The sequence below is a fragment of the Kitasatospora sp. CM 4170 genome, assembly GCF_032110285.1.
Classification (GTDB): Bacteria; Actinomycetota; Actinomycetes; order Streptomycetales; family Streptomycetaceae; genus Kitasatospora; species Kitasatospora aburaviensis.
This window is the reverse complement of the sequence record NZ_CP134877.1, coordinates 4,196,189-4,214,012: the sequence shown is the minus strand read 5'-3', so window position 1 is coordinate 4,214,012 and position 17,824 is coordinate 4,196,189. Positions and strand designations below refer to the sequence as shown.

Annotated in this window: 18 protein-coding genes; 12 read left to right on the top strand and 6 right to left on the bottom strand. The window is 74.5% G+C overall.

The features are described 5' to 3' along the window. The first annotated feature begins 115 nt into the window (after window positions 1–115). Together ilvD and RMN57_RS17780 are read left to right on the top strand one after the other, a co-directional pair. On the top strand, window positions 116–1,960 hold the full coding sequence (gene ilvD / locus RMN57_RS17785) for a dihydroxy-acid dehydratase (protein WP_313764339.1): 1,845 nt from the start codon (window positions 116–118) through the stop codon (window positions 1,958–1,960). A gap of 168 nt (window positions 1,961–2,128) precedes the next feature. Next, window positions 2,129–2,656, top strand: coding sequence for a hypothetical protein (locus RMN57_RS17780; protein WP_313764338.1), 528 nt, complete (start codon window positions 2,129–2,131; stop codon window positions 2,654–2,656). 1 nt (window position 2,657) lies between these two features. On the opposite strand, the gene RMN57_RS17775 is transcribed toward RMN57_RS17780, so the two are convergent. Both RMN57_RS17775 and RMN57_RS17770 read right to left on the bottom strand, forming a co-directional pair. Beyond that, window positions 2,658–3,989: a hypothetical protein gene (locus RMN57_RS17775; RefSeq protein WP_313764337.1), complete on the bottom strand. Its 1,332-nt coding sequence runs from the start codon at window positions 3,987–3,989 to the stop codon at window positions 2,658–2,660. A 123-nt stretch (window positions 3,990–4,112) separates the two neighbouring features. Continuing rightward, on the bottom strand, window positions 4,113–4,562 hold the full coding sequence (locus RMN57_RS17770; RefSeq protein ID WP_313764336.1) for a hypothetical protein: 450 nt from the start codon (window positions 4,560–4,562) through the stop codon (window positions 4,113–4,115). Window positions 4,563–4,780: 218 nt separating this feature from the next. Here RMN57_RS17770 and proC point away from each other — a divergent pair, with 218 nt between their 5' ends. The 3 genes from proC to RMN57_RS17755 all read left to right on the top strand — a co-directional run bounded on the left by proC (window position 4,781) and on the right by RMN57_RS17755 (window position 7,696). Further along, window positions 4,781–5,608 (top strand): pyrroline-5-carboxylate reductase, encoded by an 828-nt coding sequence (gene proC / locus RMN57_RS17765; protein ID WP_313764335.1) that lies wholly within the window; start codon window positions 4,781–4,783, stop codon window positions 5,606–5,608. Between the two features lie 9 nt (window positions 5,609–5,617). Beyond that, window positions 5,618–6,271, top strand: a complete 654-nt coding sequence (locus RMN57_RS17760) for an HAD family hydrolase (protein ID WP_313764334.1) — start codon at window positions 5,618–5,620, stop codon at window positions 6,269–6,271. Between the two features lie 168 nt (window positions 6,272–6,439). Beyond that, entirely contained in the window at window positions 6,440–7,696 is a 1,257-nt protein-coding gene (locus RMN57_RS17755) for an MFS transporter (RefSeq protein ID WP_313764333.1), read from the top strand. Between the two features lie 28 nt (window positions 7,697–7,724). On the opposite strand, the gene RMN57_RS17750 is transcribed toward RMN57_RS17755, so the two are convergent. Next, on the bottom strand, window positions 7,725–8,204 hold the full coding sequence (locus RMN57_RS17750) for a MarR family transcriptional regulator (protein ID WP_313764332.1): 480 nt from the start codon (window positions 8,202–8,204) through the stop codon (window positions 7,725–7,727). Window positions 8,205–8,308: 104 nt separating this feature from the next. Here RMN57_RS17750 and RMN57_RS17745 point away from each other — a divergent pair, with 104 nt between their 5' ends. The 6 genes from RMN57_RS17745 (at window position 8,309) to RMN57_RS17720 (ending at window position 13,106) form a co-directional block, all read left to right on the top strand. Beyond that, window positions 8,309–8,674 (top strand): HGxxPAAW family protein, encoded by a 366-nt coding sequence (locus tag RMN57_RS17745; protein WP_313764331.1) that lies wholly within the window; start codon window positions 8,309–8,311, stop codon window positions 8,672–8,674. A gap of 136 nt (window positions 8,675–8,810) precedes the next feature. Continuing rightward, entirely contained in the window at window positions 8,811–10,007 is a 1,197-nt protein-coding gene (locus tag RMN57_RS17740) for an acetoin utilization protein AcuC (protein ID WP_313764330.1), read from the top strand. A 250-nt stretch (window positions 10,008–10,257) separates the two neighbouring features. Next, on the top strand, window positions 10,258–10,467 hold the full coding sequence (locus RMN57_RS17735; RefSeq protein WP_148644250.1) for a helix-turn-helix domain-containing protein: 210 nt from the start codon (window positions 10,258–10,260) through the stop codon (window positions 10,465–10,467). A gap of 189 nt (window positions 10,468–10,656) precedes the next feature. Next, window positions 10,657–10,755, top strand: a complete 99-nt coding sequence (locus RMN57_RS17730; RefSeq protein ID WP_003948845.1) for a 30S ribosomal protein bS22 — start codon at window positions 10,657–10,659, stop codon at window positions 10,753–10,755. A 217-nt stretch (window positions 10,756–10,972) separates the two neighbouring features. Further along, a complete protein-coding gene (locus RMN57_RS17725; RefSeq protein WP_313764329.1) occupies window positions 10,973–12,088 on the top strand; it encodes an NAD-dependent epimerase/dehydratase family protein in 1,116 nt (371 codons plus the stop codon). Between the two features lie 7 nt (window positions 12,089–12,095). Beyond that, the gene (locus tag RMN57_RS17720; RefSeq protein ID WP_313764328.1) at window positions 12,096–13,106 is read left to right on the top strand and encodes a lysophospholipid acyltransferase family protein; all 1,011 of its coding nucleotides are present in this window, start codon (window positions 12,096–12,098) and stop codon (window positions 13,104–13,106) included. A 118-nt stretch (window positions 13,107–13,224) separates the two neighbouring features. Here RMN57_RS17720 and RMN57_RS17715 read toward each other — a convergent pair whose 3' ends face one another. The 3 genes from RMN57_RS17715 to RMN57_RS17705 form a co-directional block, all read right to left on the bottom strand. Beyond that, complete coding sequence (locus RMN57_RS17715) at window positions 13,225–14,547, bottom strand: DUF5667 domain-containing protein (RefSeq protein ID WP_313764327.1); 1,323 nt, start codon at window positions 14,545–14,547, stop codon at window positions 13,225–13,227. Between the two features lie 301 nt (window positions 14,548–14,848). Further along, window positions 14,849–15,631, bottom strand: a complete 783-nt coding sequence (locus tag RMN57_RS17710) for an ECF subfamily RNA polymerase sigma factor, BldN family (protein ID WP_313767869.1) — start codon at window positions 15,629–15,631, stop codon at window positions 14,849–14,851. A gap of 637 nt (window positions 15,632–16,268) precedes the next feature. Continuing rightward, window positions 16,269–17,315, bottom strand: a complete 1,047-nt coding sequence (locus tag RMN57_RS17705) for an HAD-IB family hydrolase (RefSeq protein WP_313764326.1) — start codon at window positions 17,313–17,315, stop codon at window positions 16,269–16,271. Between the two features lie 141 nt (window positions 17,316–17,456). Here RMN57_RS17705 and RMN57_RS17700 point away from each other — a divergent pair, with 141 nt between their 5' ends. Continuing rightward, entirely contained in the window at window positions 17,457–17,741 is a 285-nt protein-coding gene (locus RMN57_RS17700; protein WP_238863686.1) for a glutaredoxin family protein, read from the top strand. The last annotated feature ends 83 nt before the right edge of the window (window positions 17,742–17,824 follow it).

The window sequence follows — 17,824 nt, the reverse complement described above, 5'->3', positions numbered from 1 at the left end:
TCGCGGACGTGGCGCTCGCCGCCCGGACGGCGGGCGTAGGCTCGACAGACACAGCGGTTCCGCGCCCTCCTTGCCGAGCGGGACCGCCGGTCAGCCCCCGAAGGAGTGGAGCACAGTGCCCGAGCTGAGGTCCCGTACGGTCACCCACGGTCGCAACATGGCAGGCGCCCGGGCGCTTCTCCGGGCCGCCGGCGTAGCCCGCGAGGACTTCGGCAAGCCGATCATCGCGGTGGCCAACTCCTTCACCGAGTTCGTCCCCGGTCACACCCACCTCCAGCCGGTCGGCCGGATCGTCTCCGAGGCGATCAAGCAGGCGGGCGGCATCCCGCGGGAGTTCAACACCATCGCCGTCGACGACGGCATCGCGATGGGCCACGGCGGCATGCTCTACTCGCTGCCCTCGCGCGACCTGATCGCCGACTCCGTGGAGTACATGGTCAACGCGCACTGCGCCGACGCCCTGATCTGCATCTCCAACTGCGACAAGATCACCCCCGGCATGCTGATGGCCGCGCTGCGGCTCGACATCCCGACCGTCTTCGTCTCCGGCGGCCCGATGGAGGCCGGCAAGGCCACCCTGGTCGACGGCACCGTCCGCAAGCTCGACCTGGTCGACGCGATCTCCCAGGCGGTGAACGAGAACGTCTCCGACGAGGACATCGCGATCATCGAGGAGAACGCCTGTCCCACCTGCGGCTCCTGCTCGGGGATGTTCACCGCCAACTCGATGAACTGCCTGACCGAGGCGATCGGCCTCTCGCTGCCCGGCAACGGCTCGGTGCTCGCCACCCACACCGCCCGCCGGGCGCTGTACGAGCGGGCCGGGCGGACCGTGGTCGAGATCGCCGACCGCCACTACGGCCAGGACGACCACTCGGTCCTGCCGCGCTCGATCGCCACCCGCGCCGCCTTCGAGAACGCCATGGCGCTGGACATCGCGATGGGCGGCTCCACCAACACGATCCTGCACCTGCTCGCCGCCGCCCAGGAGGCCGAGCTGGACTTCGACATGCGGGCCATCGACGCCATCTCCCGCAAGGTGCCCTGCCTCTCCAAGGTCGCGCCGAACGGCTCGTACTACATGGAGGACGTGCACCGGGCCGGCGGCATCCCCGCGATCCTCGGCGAGCTCTACCGCGGCGGGCTGCTCAACGAGGACGTGCACACCGTCCACTCCGACTCGCTCGCCGAGTGGCTCAAGACCTGGGACGTCCGCGGCGGCTCGCCGTCCGCCGAGGCCGTCGAGCTCTGGCACGCGGCCCCCGGCTGCGTCCGCTCCGCCGAGGCCTTCTCGCAGTCCGAGCGCTGGGAGTCCCTGGACACCGACGCGGCCAAGGGCTGCATCCGCAGCGTCGAGCACGCCTACTCGGTCGAGGGCGGCCTGGCCGTGCTCTACGGCAACCTCGCCGAGGACGGCTGCATCGTGAAGACCGCCGGCGTGGACGAGTCGATCTGGACCTTCAGCGGCCCGGCCGTCGTGGTCGAGTCGCAGGAGGACGCCGTCGACGCGATCCTCACCAAGCGGGTCAAGGAGGGCGACGTCGTCGTCATCCGCTACGAGGGCCCCAAGGGCGGCCCGGGCATGCAGGAGATGCTCTACCCGACGTCCTTCCTCAAGGGCCGCGGCCTCGGCAAGGCCTGCGCGCTCGTCACCGACGGCCGCTTCTCCGGCGGCACCTCGGGCCTGTCGATCGGCCACGCCTCGCCGGAGGCCGCCTCCGGCGGCATCATCGCCCTGGTGGAGGACGGCGACACCATCGCCATCGACATCCCCGGCCGGAAGATCTCCCTGGAGGTCTCCTTCGAGGAGCTGCACGAGCGCCGGCTGAAGCTGGAGGCCGAGGGCGGCTACCGGCCGAAGAAGCGCGACCGCCAGGTCAGCCAGGCCCTGCGCGCCTACGCCGCGATGGCCACCTCCGCCGACAAGGGCGCCGTCCGGGACGTCGGCAAGCTCGGCTGACGACCTCGGCACACCCGGGCGCGCGGTGCGCCCGGTGGCCGCCGGAGGAGCCGTCCCGCCCGCCGGGACGGCTCCTCCGGCGTGCTCCGGCGGTTCCTTCCGGCCGCCGCCCGCCGGTGGTCGCGGCCGTTCGCCGGTGTCGCGGGGCGCCGGGTGATAATCGGCCGTGTGACCGAGCACCCCGTCCCCGCCCCCACGCCCGCCGGCGCCCCCGAGCCGGAGCCGATCCGCTGGTTCGGCACCAGCTGGGTCGAGCGCGGCACCGACTACCGGCTGCGCCGGATCTTCGTGCCGATCGGCGCCCTGCTGACCGCCGCGGCCGCCGCGCTCGTGCTGCGCTTCGGCGTCGAGGGCATCCGGCTCTCCGACAACGGCGGCTTCCTCAACGGCCTGCTGGTCGCCGCCATCGCGATCTGCTCGCTGCTCGCCGCGCTGCGCACCTGGAAGCAGCTCACCGAGGGCAGGGACCGGCTGACCGGATGGATGGCCGAGGACAAGTCGCTCGGCGCGGTCTGGATCATCGGCGGGGTCGGCGCGCTGCTCGCCTACTTCGTCCGCAGCCTGGTCGAGGCCCCCGGCGAGGCGGTCAGGCGCGCCGACTACGAGCGGGCCGCCGCCGCCCACCGGCGCCGGCAGTCCGCCCGCAGCGGCCGGCCCGACGCCAAGGCGCCGGGCCGGGCCAAGCGCCGGCGCTGACTCAGGAGCGGCTGATCGTGCCGCAGTCGCCGTCGCCCTGCAGCTCCCGGTTCCGGTCGTACGGGTCGGTGGCCGGGCCGGTCTGCCCCGGGAGGGGTCGGGCGAACTGCTCGAACTGCGGGTGGAAGTAGCCGTCGTGGACGTTGCAGGCGGAGTTGCCGGACTCCGACTTGGACGAACCGAAGTTGATCTTCTTCGGGTTGTTCCGGTACCGGGCCGGATCGTGGAAGCGGTAGTCGTCCACCCGGCGCACGATGGTCCGCGCGGTCCAGGTGTCCCCGGCCACGCCGGCGGCCGGCACCACCAGGCCCACCGGCTTCGCCGTGCCGTCCTTGGGCGCGGGCAGCGGCGACCCGGGCCCGGCGCTCGCGGTCGGGCGCGGTGAGGCGGCCCGCTGTGCGGCCTCCGGGCCGGGGCGCAGCGCGTAGACGAAGGTGAAGTCGGTGTGCACCACGACGCCCCCGTCGCCGTCGCCGTCCACGGTGATCCGGCCCTGGATCTTGACGGTGTCGTTCACCGGGATCGCCTCGCGCGGGTCGAAGCGGCTGAACCGACCGGTGGGGTCGTTCTCCTCGGTCGGGTGCGCGAGACCGGCCTCCAGCTCGTCCCGGGTCTCCCGCTCGATCATCGCGAGCGCGGCCTCCGGCCGGCCGCCCGCGACCGTCTTCGGGTCCAGGTTGGCCGCGGCCAGGTAGTCCTTGACCAGCTTCACCTGGGCGGCGACCTGCTCGGCCGTGAACGCCCCGATCGCGGGCGGCGGATCCTTCGGACCGAAGACGTCGATCGAGGTCGGCCAGTCCTCGGCCGGGGAGCCGGCCCACGGGTGGTCGACGGTCGGCTGCTGCGCGGCGGTCTTCGGTGGGGCGGCCGTCGGCCGCGCGGTCTCCGGGGCGGCGGTCGGCACCGGGCCGCGGGGGGAGGAGCCCTCGGAGCCGTTCGTGAACCAGCTCTTCACGGCGTCGACGTTCAGCGCCCCGAGCAGCACCGTGACGGTCAGCAGCACGTACAGCGCCGTCCGCCCCTCGAACCGGCGGCGGGGGCGCGGGTCGTCCCGGGCGTCGAGCGGCTGCGGCTTGCGCCTGAACCGGCCGGCCTTCCGCGGGCCGTCGTTCACCGAGCGCCGGCCGCCCGGGTCCACCGGGGGAGTGTGCTTCCACCGGGCGGCGAGCATCCGGGTGCGGCCGGCCTGCTCCTTGACGGTGGCACCTCTGACGAACTCCTCGTCGAGGACGAGGTCGGCGAACGGGTCCTTCCCGCCCGTACCGGACGGGTCGGCCCCGTCCGGGTCGCGGCCCTCCGCCGGGCGCGGCTCTGGATCTTCGGCTATCGGCATCGCGCCAGTATGCCGACGGGGTGTGACGAAGCGTCGATCGGGGGCACACCATGTGGTGAACGCGTGTGCGATCTGCGCGAATCACCCCCTTGTGTACCGCCCCTGAGACGCGCTCACCCCGGCTCACCCCTTGCCGCGGGCCTGCTTCACCGATCCGACCACGCCCGCGACCGCCAGCAGCACGCCGGCCGGCAGCAGCGAGAGGAAGAACGCGCCGATCAGGCTCGCGTCGCCGAGGATCGTCTGCGCCAGCGTGTTCAGCACCAGCAGCGCGCCCGCCGCCGGCATCGCCGACTGCCACGGGTGCTCGGCCGCCCACCTGCGCAGCCGCCGGTCCGCGGTGTCGCGGCGCAACTGGCCGCCCACCGTGCCGACCAGGAAGAAGAAGAACAGCGCCCAGCCGGCCGGGCCGGCCAGCATGCTCAGCGACCAGTCCCCGGTGACCAGATCGATCCCCAGGGCCGTCGCCCCCACCACCGCACCGACACCCGCGGCCGTCTTCCACGGGCCCACCGTCGCAGCGGCGACGGCGGCCTGCCGGTTCTCACGTCGGGACATCTCTCCGTGTGACATACCTCCACGGTGCGCCCGGAAGCCTCCCGGGGCCATAGGGGAGAACCCGGAGTTAAGCCCTTACGGGGCCGGGCCGCCGCCGGGCCGCCGCCGGCCGCGGCCCGCGGCCGTGCCGCCGGCGCCGGCGCCGGTCCGGGGCCTTCCGCAGGGTGGACGGTCCCGCTGCGGGCGGGCACGCGGTGCGAGGATGGCGGCAGGTACGGACGCGAGGAGCGGGCATGGGCAGCGCAGCGGCGCACGGGCAGAAGATCGCCTTCCTGGGCACGGGCAAGATCGGGGAGGCGCTGCTCTCCGGCCTGCTCCGGGCCGGCAAGAACCCGGCGGACGTCCTGGTGACCGCCCGCCGGCCCGAGCGGGCCGCCGAGCTGGCCGAGAAGTACGGCGTCGGCGTGGTGGGCAACACCGAGGCCGCCAAGCTCGCCGACACCCTGATCCTCGCGGTCAAGCCGCAGGACATGGGCACGCTGCTGGACGAGCTGGCGCCGCACGTCGGCTCCGACCGGCTGGTGATCTCCGCGGCGGCCGGCATCCCCACCGCCTGGTTCGAGGCCCGGCTGGCGGCCGGCACCCCGGTGGTCCGGGTGATGCCCAACACGCCCGTCCTGGTGGACGAGGGGATGAGCGTCATCTCCGGCGGCTCGCACGCCACCGAGGCGCACCTGGAGCGGGCCGAGGAGATCTTCCGCTCGGTCGGCAAGGCGCTGCGGCTGCCCGAGTCCCAGCAGGACGCCGCCACGGCGCTCTCCGGCTCCGGCCCGGCCTACTTCTACTTCCTGGTGGAGGCGATGACCGACGCCGGCATCCTGCTCGGCCTGCCCCGGCACGTGGCGCACGACCTGATCGTGCAGTCGGCGATCGGCGCCTCGGTCATGCTGCGGGACTCCGGCGAGCACCCGGTGAAGCTGCGCGAGGCGGTCACCTCCCCGGCCGGCACCACCATCGCCGCCATCCGCGAGCTGGAGAACCACGGCGTCCGGGCCGCCCTGCTGGGCGCCCTGGAGGCGGCCCGCGACCGCTCCCGGGAGCTGGCCTCCGGCGGCAAGTAGGCTCCTCCGGTGCCCTACGAACTGGTGATCTTCGACAACGACGGCGTCCTGGTGGACAGCGAGCCGCTCTCCAACCGGGTGCTCGCCGAGTACCTGACCGAGCTCGGGTACCCGACGACCGTCGAGGACTCGTACCGGGACTTCATGGGCAGCGCCGCCCACCGGATCCACGACGTGATAGCCGAGCGGTACGACGGGGCGAAGCTGCCGGACGGCTTCGACGAACTGTTCCACGCCCGGGTGTTCGCCGCCTTCGCCGACGAACTCACCGCCGTGCGCGGCGCGGAGACGCTGCTGAAGGAGCTCCGGCAGCGCTCCGTGCCGTACTGCCTGGCCTCCTCGGCGCACCACACCTGGATCCGTACCGCGCTCGACCTCACCGGCCTGCGCGGGCACCTCGCCGAGGAGCGGATCTTCAGCGCCCAGGACGTCGGCGTCGGCAAGCCCGCGCCCGACCTCTTCCTGCACGCCGCCCGCACCCTCGGCGCCGACCCGGCCCGCTGCCTGGTGCTGGAGGACAGCGTCAACGGCGTGCTGGCCGCCCGGGCCGCCGGGATGGACGTGTACGGCTACACCGCGCTCACCGATCCGGCGAAGCTCCTGGCGGCCGGCGCCACCGGGCTGATCGCCGACCTGGCCGAGGTGCCCGCGCTGCTCGGCTGACCGGTCGCGGGCGCCGGCCCGCCCGCACGGGCACCGACCCGCCCTCGCGGGCACCGCGCCGCCTCACGGGCACCGCGCCGCACGCGCGTTGCGCGACCCCTCCCCAAAAGCGGTGGCACCGCCTACGCTCTCGCCAACATCGTCGTACCGGCCAGTAGCGAGGTCCGCATGAGCGCCGCGAGTACCGTGATCACGCCCCGCCTGCGCCAGGGCCGGGCGGCGCTCGCCGCGGGCTTCCTGCTCCAGGGCACCACCTTCGCGCTGCTGGTCACCTGCATCCCCGAACTGCAGGACCGGTACGGGCTGAGCGACTCCCTGCTGCCGGTCTTCCTGGCCGCCGTGCCGATCCTGGCCGGGGTCGGGTCGATCACCTCCGAGCAGCTGGTGCGGCGGACCGGCGCCCGGGCGGTGCTGCGGGTCGTCCAGCCCGCCGTCTGCCTCACCCTGGCCGGTGTCGGGTTCGGCGACGAGCTCTGGCAACTCGCCCTCGCCCTCGGCGCGTTCGGGCTGCTGGTCGGCGCGCTGGACGCCAGTATGAACATGCTCGGAGTGGGCCTGCAGCACCGCTACGGCCGTTCGATCATGATCGGGTTCCACGCCGCGTTCAGCCTCGGCGCCATCCTCGGCGCGGCGCTGGCCGGTCTCGGCTCGCACTACGACGCCGGCCTGCCGGTGCTGTTCGGCGCCGCGGCCGCCGTGATCGCCCCGCTCGCCGTGCTGGCCGGCGCCCTCCCCCGGCCTTCGGCCGGGGGGACCCTCCCCCAGCCTTCGGCCGGGGGGACCCCCAACGCCGGGCCCGCCGAACTCGGCGACGCCGTCCGGGAGGCCGCCGAGGCCGCCGCCCGGTCGATCCCCTGGCGCCCGCTGCTGCCGCTCTGCCTGGCGATGGCCTTCGCGTACATCGCGGACGCCTCCGTCTCCAACTACAGCGTCAAGTACCTCACCGACGGCCTGCACAGCCCCGAGGACGTCGCCAAGCTCTCCTACCTCGGCTACATGGTGGCGATGCTGCTCGGCCGGGCGGTCGGCGACCGCGCGGTGCAGCACTGGGGCGTCGTCCCGGTGGTGCGGGTCGGGGCCGCGCTGGCCGCGCTGGGCTTCGCGGTGGCCGCCGCCGCGCCCGGGGCCTGGGCCGGGATCGCCGGGTTCACCGTCCTCGGCCTCGGCATCTGCGCGATCATCCCGCAGGTGTTCGCGGCCGGCGGGCGGCTCTTCCCGGCCGACTCGGACGCCGCGGTGGCCCGGCTCAACCTGTTCAACTACGCGGGCTTCCTGGTCGGTTCGCCGCTGGTCGGCGCGGTCGCGGACGCGAGCTCGTACCGCTGGGCGCTGCTCGCGCCGATGCTGCTGGTCCTGGCGGTGCTGCCGCTGGCCGGCCGGTTCGCCCCGGCCCCCGCGCCCGTACCGGCGCCCGCGGTGGCCTGACGCCCGGGCGGCCGGACCGGAGCGCGGGTCACGGCTCCCGGATCTCCTCCAGCGACACCTCCATCAGCGCCTTGGCCCGGGTGAACCAGTCGGCCAGGACGGCGATCTCGTCCGGCGTGTAGTCGGCGAACAGCCCCGCGAGGCGGGCGTAGAACGGGCCGTAGACCGCCAGGATGCGCTCCTGGGCGGAGTCCGCCATGACGACCCGCACCCGTCGCCGGTCCGCCGGGTCGGCCTCCCGGTGGGCGAAACCGGCCTTCTCCAGGCGGTTGAGCACGCCGGTCACCGCGCCGGTGGTCAGCTGTGCCCGCTCGGCGAGGTCGCCGGCGGCCAGCGGCGTACCGGCGATGGCCGCCTCGATGACGAAGCCGAGGCAGGTCAGGTCGGTGACGTTGAGCCCGAGCCGAGCGGCGATGTCCTGCTGTCCGAACTGCGCGAGCGCGATCATCCGGTCCATCGCGTACTGCGCCTGCTCGGGCGTCGCCTCCGGGCGCGGCTTGCCCTCCACGGGATATCTCCTTAGCATCTAAGTTACTTAGCTCGTGAGATAAGACATCTCCAGCGCCGCCCGAGCAGGGGCGGTCGCGGCTCCATCACACCAAATGAGGGGACATGGGCGCACACGACGAGCACGACATGGGTCACACCGTCGCCGGCTGGACCGGTACGGCCGTCGCCGTCGCCGGTACGGCCGTCGCGGGCGTGGCCCTGGTGGCCGGCTCGGCGGCAGGCCTCTGGCTCGGCGGGGCCGTCACCGCCCTGGCGGCGGTCGCCACCTGGGTGCTGCACCTCGCCGGCTGGGGCAAGGCCACCGGACCGCGGCCGGTCGGCCGCCGGCACTGGCGGACCCGGGACACCGCGGCCCGGAGCGGCCACCCCGACTGCCTCGGCTGCCGCCTGGCGGGCCGTCCGGCCCGCGCCACGGCCCCCGCGCCGGCACCGTCCGCGACCCCCGCGCCGGTACCCGCCCGCGACTAGGTCCTACGCCCCGGCAGGACCGGCCGGACGGGCCCCGGCGTGGCCCGTGGCCCCCGTCCGCAGCGGCGGTTGGGCACGCGGTCGGCGGTGCGCCCCTGGCGGCCTTCCCGCGGCCGCGACGCACTACGGTGGGGCCATGCCCGAAGCCGAGCGTGACACCCCCTGCGGCCTGCACCTCTTCTGGGACGAGGCGGTCACCGCCTACGACTTCGGTCCCGGCCACCCGATGGACCCGACCCGCCTGGCGCTCACCATGCGCCTGGTGGAGGCGCTCGGACTGGACGCCGGCCCGGGCGTGACCGTCCGGGCCGCGCCGCCGGCCGGCGAGTCCACCCTCCACCTGGTGCACACCCGCGCCTACGTGGAGGCGGTCAAGTACGCCGCCGACCACCCCGACCAGCAGGACCGGCGGCACGGCCTCGGCACCGACGACAACTGGGGCTTCCCGGCCGTCCACTCCGCCTCCGCGCTGATCGCCGGCCAGTCGGTGGCCGCCGCCGAGGCGGTCTGGCGCGGCGAGACCCCGCACGCCGTCAACTTCGCCGGCGGCCTGCACCACGCCATGCCCGGCCGGGCCTCCGGCTTCTGCATCTACAACGACCCCGCGCTCGCCATCGCCCGGCTGCTCGAACTCGGCGCCGAGCGGGTCGCCTACGTCGACGTCGACGTCCACCACGGCGACGGCGTGCAGGAGGCGTTCTGGGACGACCCCCGGGTGCTCACCGTCTCGCTGCACGAGCACCCCGCCACGCTCTTCCCGCAGACCGGCTGGGCCACCGAGACCGGCGGCCCGAACGCCCCCGGCTCGGCGGCCAACCTGCCGCTGCCGGCCGGCACCGGCGACGCGGGCTGGCTGCGCGCCTTCCACGCCCTCGTCCCCGAGCTGCTGGCCGCCTTCCGCCCGCAGGTCCTGGTCACCCAGCACGGCGCGGACACTCACCTGGAGGACCCGCTCGCCCACCTCGCCGTCACCGTGGACGCCCAGCGGCTGATCGCCGAGGAACTGCACGGCCTCGCCCACCGGCACGCGGACGGCCGCTGGATCGCCCTCGGCGGGGGCGGCTACGCCGTGGTCGACGTCGTCCCGCGGAGCTGGACCCACCTGGTCGCCACCGCCGCCGGCAGACCCGTCGACCCGGCCGCCGAGACCCCCGAGCCCTGGCGCGCCGAGGTTCTCCGGCGCACCGGCCGTCCGGCCCCGCCGCGGATGACCGACGGCGCCCGGCCGTCCTGGCGGGACTTCGACGCGGGTTACGATCCGGCCGACCGCCTCGACCAGGCGATCCTCGCCGCCCGCCGGGCCGTACTGCCGCACCACGGCCTGCTGCCCTGACCCGCGGCCGGTGCGGCCGGGCCGAACGTCGGCCCCCGGTTGTGAAGACGCCGGCCGGTGCGCACGCCCACTACTGCAGACCGCCTAGCGACTACGTAATGCAACAGTCCTATCTCTCACCGTACGAGGACTGGGCTTCCCCCTCTTCCCACTGGTACCACCCATAACTACTCTGGGGATACACGTGTGCCGGTGGAGTCACCGGAGGGGAAGCCGGTGCCTTGCACACGGGTAAGGGTCGGTGATGGTCATGAGTTCCGGCGAACGCCCCCTGCAGGAAGTCGTCTTCCTGACCGTGGCCGAGGTGGCCGCGGTCATGCGGGTGTCCAAGATGACGGTGTACCGGTTGGTGCACAGCGGAGAGCTGCCGGCCATCCGGGTCGGGCGGTCCTTCCGGGTGCCCCAGCAGGCGGTGCACGAGTACCTGAAGGAGTCCTACGTGCGGCTCGAAAGCGCGTAGGGCGGGTCGGCGGGGCGGGGGTCACAGCCGGTGGCCCCCGCGCCCGTTCGCCCCGGATTTCCCCCGAGTTCGCCGTTCCGGGGGAGCACGATTACGGCCCTGGCCGGACGGACGGTAGGCTAGGCCCTCCGTCAGTCGTATGGACTCCGTCTCTCACGGGCGCGAGTCTTAGTGAGCGAGGGTTGTTCCGTGGGCTCTGTCATCAAGAAGCGTCGCAAGCGTATGGCCAAGAAGAAGCACCGCAAGCTTCTGAAGAGGACCCGCGTTCAGCGTCGCAACAAGAAGTAAGCGCCCCCGGCCGCGCGCCTCGCGCGCCCGGCGCTTCCACCGCCCGTCCAGGCCTTCCGGCCTGGGCGGGCGGTGTCATGTCCGGGCGGTGCCACTTCTCGGCGGCGCCGGTGCGGCACTCCCCGGCGGCGCCGGGCGGTGTCACTTCCCGGCCCGGCCGGGTTGCGCGGTACGGTGCACGCAGGGCCGTGGCGGCCGAGGAATGGGGTGCAGCACTGTGGGGATGGTCGTGCTCGTCACCGGTGTGTCCCGCCGGCTCGGTGCCCGGTTCGTCGCCGAGCTCCGGCGCCGGCCCGGCGTCGACCTGGTGGTCGGCGTGGACGTGCAGCCGCCCCGGCTGCCCGTCGAGGAGCCGGCGGAGCCCGCCGCCCCGTACCGGTTCCAGCAGCTCGACCTGCGCCGGCCCGCGGTGGCCCGGGTGATCGCCGAGCACCGGGTCGACACCGTCGTCCACCTCGCGGTGAGCGCCACCGGCCTGGGCTCCACCAACCGCGCCGCGGTCAAGGAGTCGAACGTCATCGGCACCATGCAGCTGCTCGGCGCCTGCCAGAAGGCCCCGGGTGTGCGCCGGCTGGTGGTGAAGTCGACCACCGGCGTGTACGGCTCGGCGCCGCGCGACCCCGCGGTGTTCACCGAGCGGACCCAGCCCAAGAACCTCCCGGGCGGCGGCTTCGCCAAGGACGCCGTGGAGGTCGAGGGCTACGTTCGCGGCTTCGCCCGGCGCCGCCCGGACGTCGCGGTCACCGTGCTGCGGTTCGCCAACATCGTCGGCCCCGGCGCCGACACCCCGCTCAGCGAGTACTTCGCGCTGCCGGTGCTGCCCACCGTCCTCGGCTACGACCCGCGGCTGCAGTTCGTCCACGAGGACGACGCGCTCGCGGTGCTCGCCCGGGCGGCGGACGAGCCGCAGCCCGGCACCGTCAACACCGGCACCTTCAACGTGGCGGGGGAGGGCGTGCTGCTGCTCTCCCAGTGCGCCCGCCGGCTGGGCCGGCCGACCCTGCCGCTGCTGCTGCCCGCGATCAGCTGGATGGCCGGGCTGGCCCGGCAGACCAGGATGGTCGACTTCTCCCCCGAGCAGCTGCGGCTGCTCACCCACGGCCGGGTGGTGGACACCACCGCGCTGCGCGACACCTTCGGCTACCGGCCGCGCTTCACCACCCCGGAGGCGTTCGCCGACTTCGCCGCCGCGCAGAGCACCGGGCTGCTGCCGCCCGAGCGGCTGACCGCCGTCACGGACCGGCTGGGCGCGCTGCTGGGACCGGAGCACGCCCCGGCCGCCCACCCGGCGCACCCGGACCCCTCGAACCGTCCCCGCCGACCCAGGAGCTGAACCCGCGATGAGTGCCGCAGCCGAGAACGCGTCGGGCGAGGCCAAGGTCATCCCGATCGAGTCCGCGCCGAGCTGGAGCGAGCCCGAGCGGCCCGCCGGCCTGGCCGACCGGCTCGCCGGGGCCGTCGGCGGCGCGCTGGCCGGGCCGCTCGGCCCGACCGCCACCCGGCTGTTCGGCAAGGGCTGGGAGGGCCGGGCCGCCAACGGCCTCTCCTTCCTGCGCCGCCGGATCACCGGCGACTACGAGGTGGACGAGTTCGGCTTCGACCGGGAGCTCACCGAGGAGGTGCTGCTCGGGATGGTGCGGCCGCTGGCCGAGAAGTACTTCCGGGTCGAGGTGCGCGGGATCGAGAACATCCCGGCCGAGGGCGGCGCCCTGCTCGTGGCCAACCACTCGGGGACGATCCCGCTGGACGCCCTGATGACGCAGGTCGTCATCCACGACCACCACCCCGCGCGGCGGTACCTGCGGATGCTCGCCGCCGACCTGGTGTTCGTGCTGCCCGGCGTCAACGAGCTCGCCCGCAAGGCCGGCCACACGCTCGCCTGCAACGAGGACGCCCAGGCGCTGCTGGAGCGGGGCGAACTGGTCGGGGTCTGGCCGGAGGGCTTCAAGGGCATCGGCAAGCCGTTCTCCGAGCGGTACAAGCTGCAGCGGTTCGGGCGCGGGGGCTTCGTCTCCTCGGCGCTGCGGGCGCAGGTCCCGATCGTTCCGTGCTCGATCGTCGGGGCCGAGGAGACCTACCCGATGATCGGTAACTTCAAGACGCTGGCAAGGCTGCTCGGCCTGCCGTACGTGCCGATCACGCCGACCTTCCCGTGGCTCGGGCCGCTCGGTGCGGTGCCGCTGCCGACCAAGTGGATCATCCAGTTCGGCGAGCCGATCGCGACCGACCGGCACCCGGCCGAGGCGGCGGACGACCCGATGCTGGTCTTCGACCTGGCCGACGAGGTGCGGGAGACCATCCAGCACACGCTCTACAAGCTGCTGGTGCAGCGGCGGTCGGTCTTCTTCTGACGGACGCCGGGCCGGCCGGGCGGCTCGCGCGGCCGGCCCGCCCGGCAGCGCAGGCCGGGGCGGCAACGGCGGAGGGGCCCGGCGGTGTTCGCCGGGCCCCTCCGCCTGTGCGGGTCCGTCAGCCGCCGAGGATCCGCAGGCCGGGCAGCAGCCCGGGGACCAGCGGAGGTACGTCGACGCCCTGCTGCGTGCCGCTGCCGCCGCCGGTGGCCGCGCTCGGCGTGCCGGACGGCTGCGGGACCTGCGGGGGCGCCGGGTCGGCGCTCGGCGAGGGCTTGGTGCCGGGGAGGCCGCTGGTGAGGTTGTCCACCAGCCCGCCGACGGCGTCCGAGGCGCTGCTGGGCAGGCTGCTCGGCGCCGATCCGCCGCCCGCCGCCGTGCCGGCGCCGGGCGTGCCGGCCCCGGTGGACGGTGCCTGCTCGGTGCTGCCGACCTTGCCGCCACCGCCCGCGCCACCGGATCCGCCGTTGCGGGCCGGGCCGGTGCCCGCGGCCGGGGCGCCGCCGTCGGCCGGGGCGTCGGCCGGGGCGCCGCCACCTGCCGGGCTGCCCGTCGCGCCGCCCGCCCCGGAGCCGGCCGGGCTGCCGCTCTTGGCGGGCGGCTGGGCCAGGCGCAGGGGCGCGACGTCCTCGCTTATGTCGTCGAAGAGCTGGTCGACGAGGTGGGCCTGCGGGATCAGCTGGACGGGGAGCTTGCTCTGCAGCTCGGCCCAGTGGCCGTCCTCGTCCTGGGCGAAGCCGGCCAGTGTGCGCATCGGGTCGAGCGAGCCGTTGCTCCGGTACACCGAGCGCAGCAGGTCGCGGCCCTTCAGGGCGTCGGCGTGCATGTCGTCCAGCGCCTTGCGGACCCGCTCGACGGTGCCCGGGCTGAGCGCCGTCGCGTCCGACCGGCCGACCAGGCTCTTGGCCTCGCCGAGCCGGGTGGCGGCGTTGTCCAGCAGCAGCTCGCCGCGCTCGCTGTCGGAGTCGGCGAGGTCGAGCCGGAGCCCTTCGAGGCCGCGCTTCATGCCGTACAGCGTGTCGCCGGGAAGGGCGTTGGAGCTCGCGGCGGCGGCGCCCGCGAAGCTGCCGACGGCGAGGCCGGCGACCAGGCCGCCGATCGCGAACCGGCGGCTCCAGCGGCCGCGCGGTGCGCCGCGAAGCGCCCGGTGCTTGCGCTGCCGGGGCACCACGGCGCCCGTACCACCGGCGAAGACCTGCTCGAACGCGGCCATCAGCTGGGCGCGTTGGACGGTCCGGACCTCCGCGTCCAGCTCCGGTCCCGGCAGTGCCCCGAGTACGCCGGCCAGGCCGACCAGTTCGGCCGTCGCGGTCGAACCGGCGCCGATGGCGGCGGCGTTGGCCGATCCGGCCGCGGTGGCGCCGAGTTGCTCTGCCTGGTGGGCCTCCAGCGCCTCGGCGAAGGCCTTCGCCCGCCGGTGCTCCAGCACGTTTGCCGTCACGGGCCACACCTCCCTTCGTCGTTGTCGACACCCCGGCCTGCCGGACGGTTGCCTCGGCGGGCCAAAGCCACTCCATCGGGTGAGAGGTCGCAATTCGACTTGACCGTACGCCTGGTGGGGGCTTGCACGCTGGCCAACGAGCGGTGCGGGCGGTCGGTTACGCACGGCTGATCATCGGACCGACCGTTCACCCGGACGTGTCGGACCGGCACCGACGGTGACGGCCCTCCGGTTGTTCCGGCTATTCCGTCGGGGGCGCCACCGGCGCTGCCGCCGGCCCCGTCCCCGGTCCTGGTACTGCTCACCGCGCGTCGGGCGGCAGGAGGCGGGCCAACGTCCGCACCGCGCGGTACTGGAGGGTCTTGATGGCGCCCTCGTTCTTGCCCATGATCCGGGCCGTCTCGGCGACCGAGAGGCCCTGCAGGAAGCGGAGGGTGACGCACTCCTGCTGCTGCGGGTTGAGCCGCCGGACGGCCTCCAGCAGGGCGGCGTTGGAGAGCGACTCCAGCACCGACTCCTCCGGGCTGCGCTCGCACTCGTTGGAGTCGAGCATCTCGCCGGTGGTGACCTCCAGCCGGAACCGGCTGGACTTGAAGTGGTCGGCCACCAGGTTGCGGGCGATGGTCACCAGCCAGGCGCCGAAGTCCCGGCCCTGCCAGGTGAAGGTGCCGATCCGGCGCAGCGCGCGCAGGAAGGTCTCGCTGGTGAGGTCCTCGGCGGTGGCCCGGCTGCCGACCCGGTAGTAGATGTAGCGGTAGACGGTGTCCGCGTAGTGGTCGTACAGACGCCCGAAGGCCTCGCTCTCGCCGGCCTGGGCCCGCTCGACCAGCTCCATGATCGGGTTGTGCTCGGTCTCGTAGCCGGGGCTCGGGGCGGTCCGGGTCCGGCTGCGGCCGCCCGTGCCGCTCCCGGTCCGGCCGCGCGTGCCGGCGCCGGTGGAGCCGGCCGCGGTGGTGCGCAGCGCCAGGCCGGGGGGGTGGGGCGGCCCGTAGCCGAACGACGCGCCGGCGGGGGCCAGTTGGGGCGTGGCGGCGGCGAGCTGGCTGCGGAGCAGGGTGCGCAGCAGCTCCAGGCCGGTGGAGATCTGCCGGGCGGACGCCGGCCGGCCGCGGAGGCTGGTGCGGGAGCGCAGGGGCGCGGGCGACGGGCGGGAGGGTGCAGGCGCGTCGTTCCGGACGGGTGGGTACACGGGACTCCCAGAGGCAGAACTGTGGACGGATCACCTCCGCCTGCGCGGAGAGCACGCCGGCACCGCCCGGTCGCGAGGGGCGGGTGGGTGACGTGCATCCAGGAGAGGATAACGCTTTGTGCAATGACAGCTACACCGTGTGGTCGAAGTGGTCGTTTGGGATCCGCATCGCGTGCATATTCGGCCGACACTGACCGAAGATGTCATCGTTCATCCGGCTCAACGTGATCGAACGAGTGCGCTGGGTGACCAATTCGGTGGTCGGGCGGGCGGTTTCCCCGCAGTTGGCCTCGGTAACCCCTGACTTTCCCGGTCTGGCGAACGATCAGAACCGGTCGCCGGCTTGCAGGTTCGTTCGCGGGGGTTGGGCGGGCCCGTGGAGGGCGCGGGTTCGCCCGTACGAGCGGGCTGGTCAGCGTGCGGATTGACGGGCAGTCACCCGGGCAGGGGACGCCGGCCGCCGCGGTCGGCGGGCCCCCCGGCGGCGGCCCGGGGGCCGCCCGGGGTCGCCCGGTGAACGCCCGTCGCGGTGTCAGCCGCGGTGCCGGCGGTGCAGCGCGACCCCGGCCGCCGCCGCGCCCGCGGCCACGCCGAGCGCGGCCGCCGCCGGCAGGCCCACCCGGGCCGCCTTGCGTCCGGTCCGGAAGTCCCGCACCCGCCAGCCCTGCGCCCGGGCGTGCCGGCGCAGCGCGCCGTCCGGGTTCACCACGTACGGGTGGCCGACCAGCGAGAGCATCGGGATGTCGTTGGCCGAGTCGCTGTAGGCGGCGCAGCGGTCCAGGTCGAGCCGCTCGCGGCGGGCCAGCGACCGGACGGCCGCGGCCTTGGCGGGCCCGTGCAGCAGGTCGCCGACCAGCCGGCCGGTGTAGGCGCCGTCGCGGGCCTCGGCGACGGTGCCGAGCGCGCCGGTCATGCCGAGCCGCCGGGCGATGATCCGGGCCACCTCCAGCGGGGCGGCCGTCACCAGCCAGACCCGCTGGCCGGCGTCCAGGTGCATCTGGACCAGGGCGCGGGTGCCGGGCCAGATCTTGTCCGCGACGACCTGCTCGAAGACCTCCTCGCAGAGCGCTTCGAGGTCGGCGGTCCGTTTGCCGGCGACCAGGCCGAGCGCGGTGTGCTGGGCGTCGGCCATGTGGTCCGGGTCCTCGGCGCCGTGCAGCCGGAACCAGGCCTGCTGCCAGGCGAACCGGGCGATGTCGCGGCGGGTGAGGAGGCCGTGGCGGTAGAGGCCGACGCCCAGGTAGAAGATCGCGGCGCCGCGCAGGATGGTGTTGTCGCAGTCGAAGAAGGCGGCGGCGCGCGGGTCGTCCGGCTCGGGCGTGTGGTTCCCGGCGGGTGCCTTGGGGGCCTTGCCGGCCCGCTCGGGCGCGTCGGTCCGCTCGGGCGCGTCGGCCCGTCCGGGTGCGGCGTCCCGGGTCGGGGTGCTCTGCTCGGCGCGTGCGGTCCGCCGGGCGGTCGGCGGGGCGCCCGGGTCGGCCTTCAGCGCGGCCTCCGCGGCCTCGGCCGCGGCCTCGCCCGCCAGGGCGGTCCGCGCGCTGGTGGGGCGCCTTGCCTGGGTGAGCCTTCGGAGCACGGCCATGGCACCGAGCATAGCCAGCCGGGCGCGGAGGGGCCGTGACGGCGGCGTGCCCGAGGGGTGAACAGCGCGCTGCCCGTCCGCGGCCGCCGGGAGCAGTCCGGGCGACGCCGGCGCGGGTGTAAACGGGCGCACAATGGCGGGGTGAGTCCTCTGCTGCGACGTGACAAGAACCCGAGCCCGAAGCCGTCCGACCGGACCGTGACCCTGGTCGGCAAGCCGGGCTGCCACCTGTGCGACGACGCCCGGGAGGTGATCGTCCGGGTGACCGGGGAGCTGGGGGCGGCCTTCGAGGAGAAGGACATCACGCAGGACGAGGAGCTGTACCGCAAGTACTGGGAGCAGATCCCGGTGACCCTGGTCGACGGCCGCCAGCACGACTTCTGGCGGGTCGACGAGCGCCGGCTGCGGTCCGCCCTCGGGGCGTAGGCCCGGCCGGGAGCGCGAGCGGTACCGTCGACCCCCGCCGACCGGCGGGGGCGGTTCGCCGAATCGTTGTGAAGAATCGCGTG

What these genes read in the sequence shown, in the direction of transcription:
- RMN57_RS17745 (WP_313764331.1), top strand. Translation starts at nt 8,309, where the DNA reads ATGGGCGCACACGACGAGCACGACATGGGTCACACCGTCGCCGGCTGG.
- RMN57_RS17775 (WP_313764337.1), bottom strand. Translation starts at nt 3,989, where the DNA reads ATGCCGATAGCCGAAGATCCAGAGCCGCGCCCGGCGGAGGGCCGCGAC.
- proC (WP_313764335.1), top strand. Translation starts at nt 4,781, where the DNA reads ATGGGCAGCGCAGCGGCGCACGGGCAGAAGATCGCCTTCCTGGGCACG.
- RMN57_RS17755 (WP_313764333.1), top strand. Translation starts at nt 6,440, where the DNA reads ATGAGCGCCGCGAGTACCGTGATCACGCCCCGCCTGCGCCAGGGCCGG.
- RMN57_RS17720 (WP_313764328.1), top strand. Translation starts at nt 12,096, where the DNA reads ATGAGTGCCGCAGCCGAGAACGCGTCGGGCGAGGCCAAGGTCATCCCG.
- RMN57_RS17735 (WP_148644250.1), top strand. Translation starts at nt 10,258, where the DNA reads ATGAGTTCCGGCGAACGCCCCCTGCAGGAAGTCGTCTTCCTGACCGTG.
- RMN57_RS17770 (WP_313764336.1), bottom strand. Translation starts at nt 4,562, where the DNA reads ATGTCACACGGAGAGATGTCCCGACGTGAGAACCGGCAGGCCGCCGTC.
- RMN57_RS17740 (WP_313764330.1), top strand. Translation starts at nt 8,811, where the DNA reads ATGCCCGAAGCCGAGCGTGACACCCCCTGCGGCCTGCACCTCTTCTGG.
- RMN57_RS17705 (WP_313764326.1), bottom strand. Translation starts at nt 17,315, where the DNA reads ATGGCCGTGCTCCGAAGGCTCACCCAGGCAAGGCGCCCCACCAGCGCG.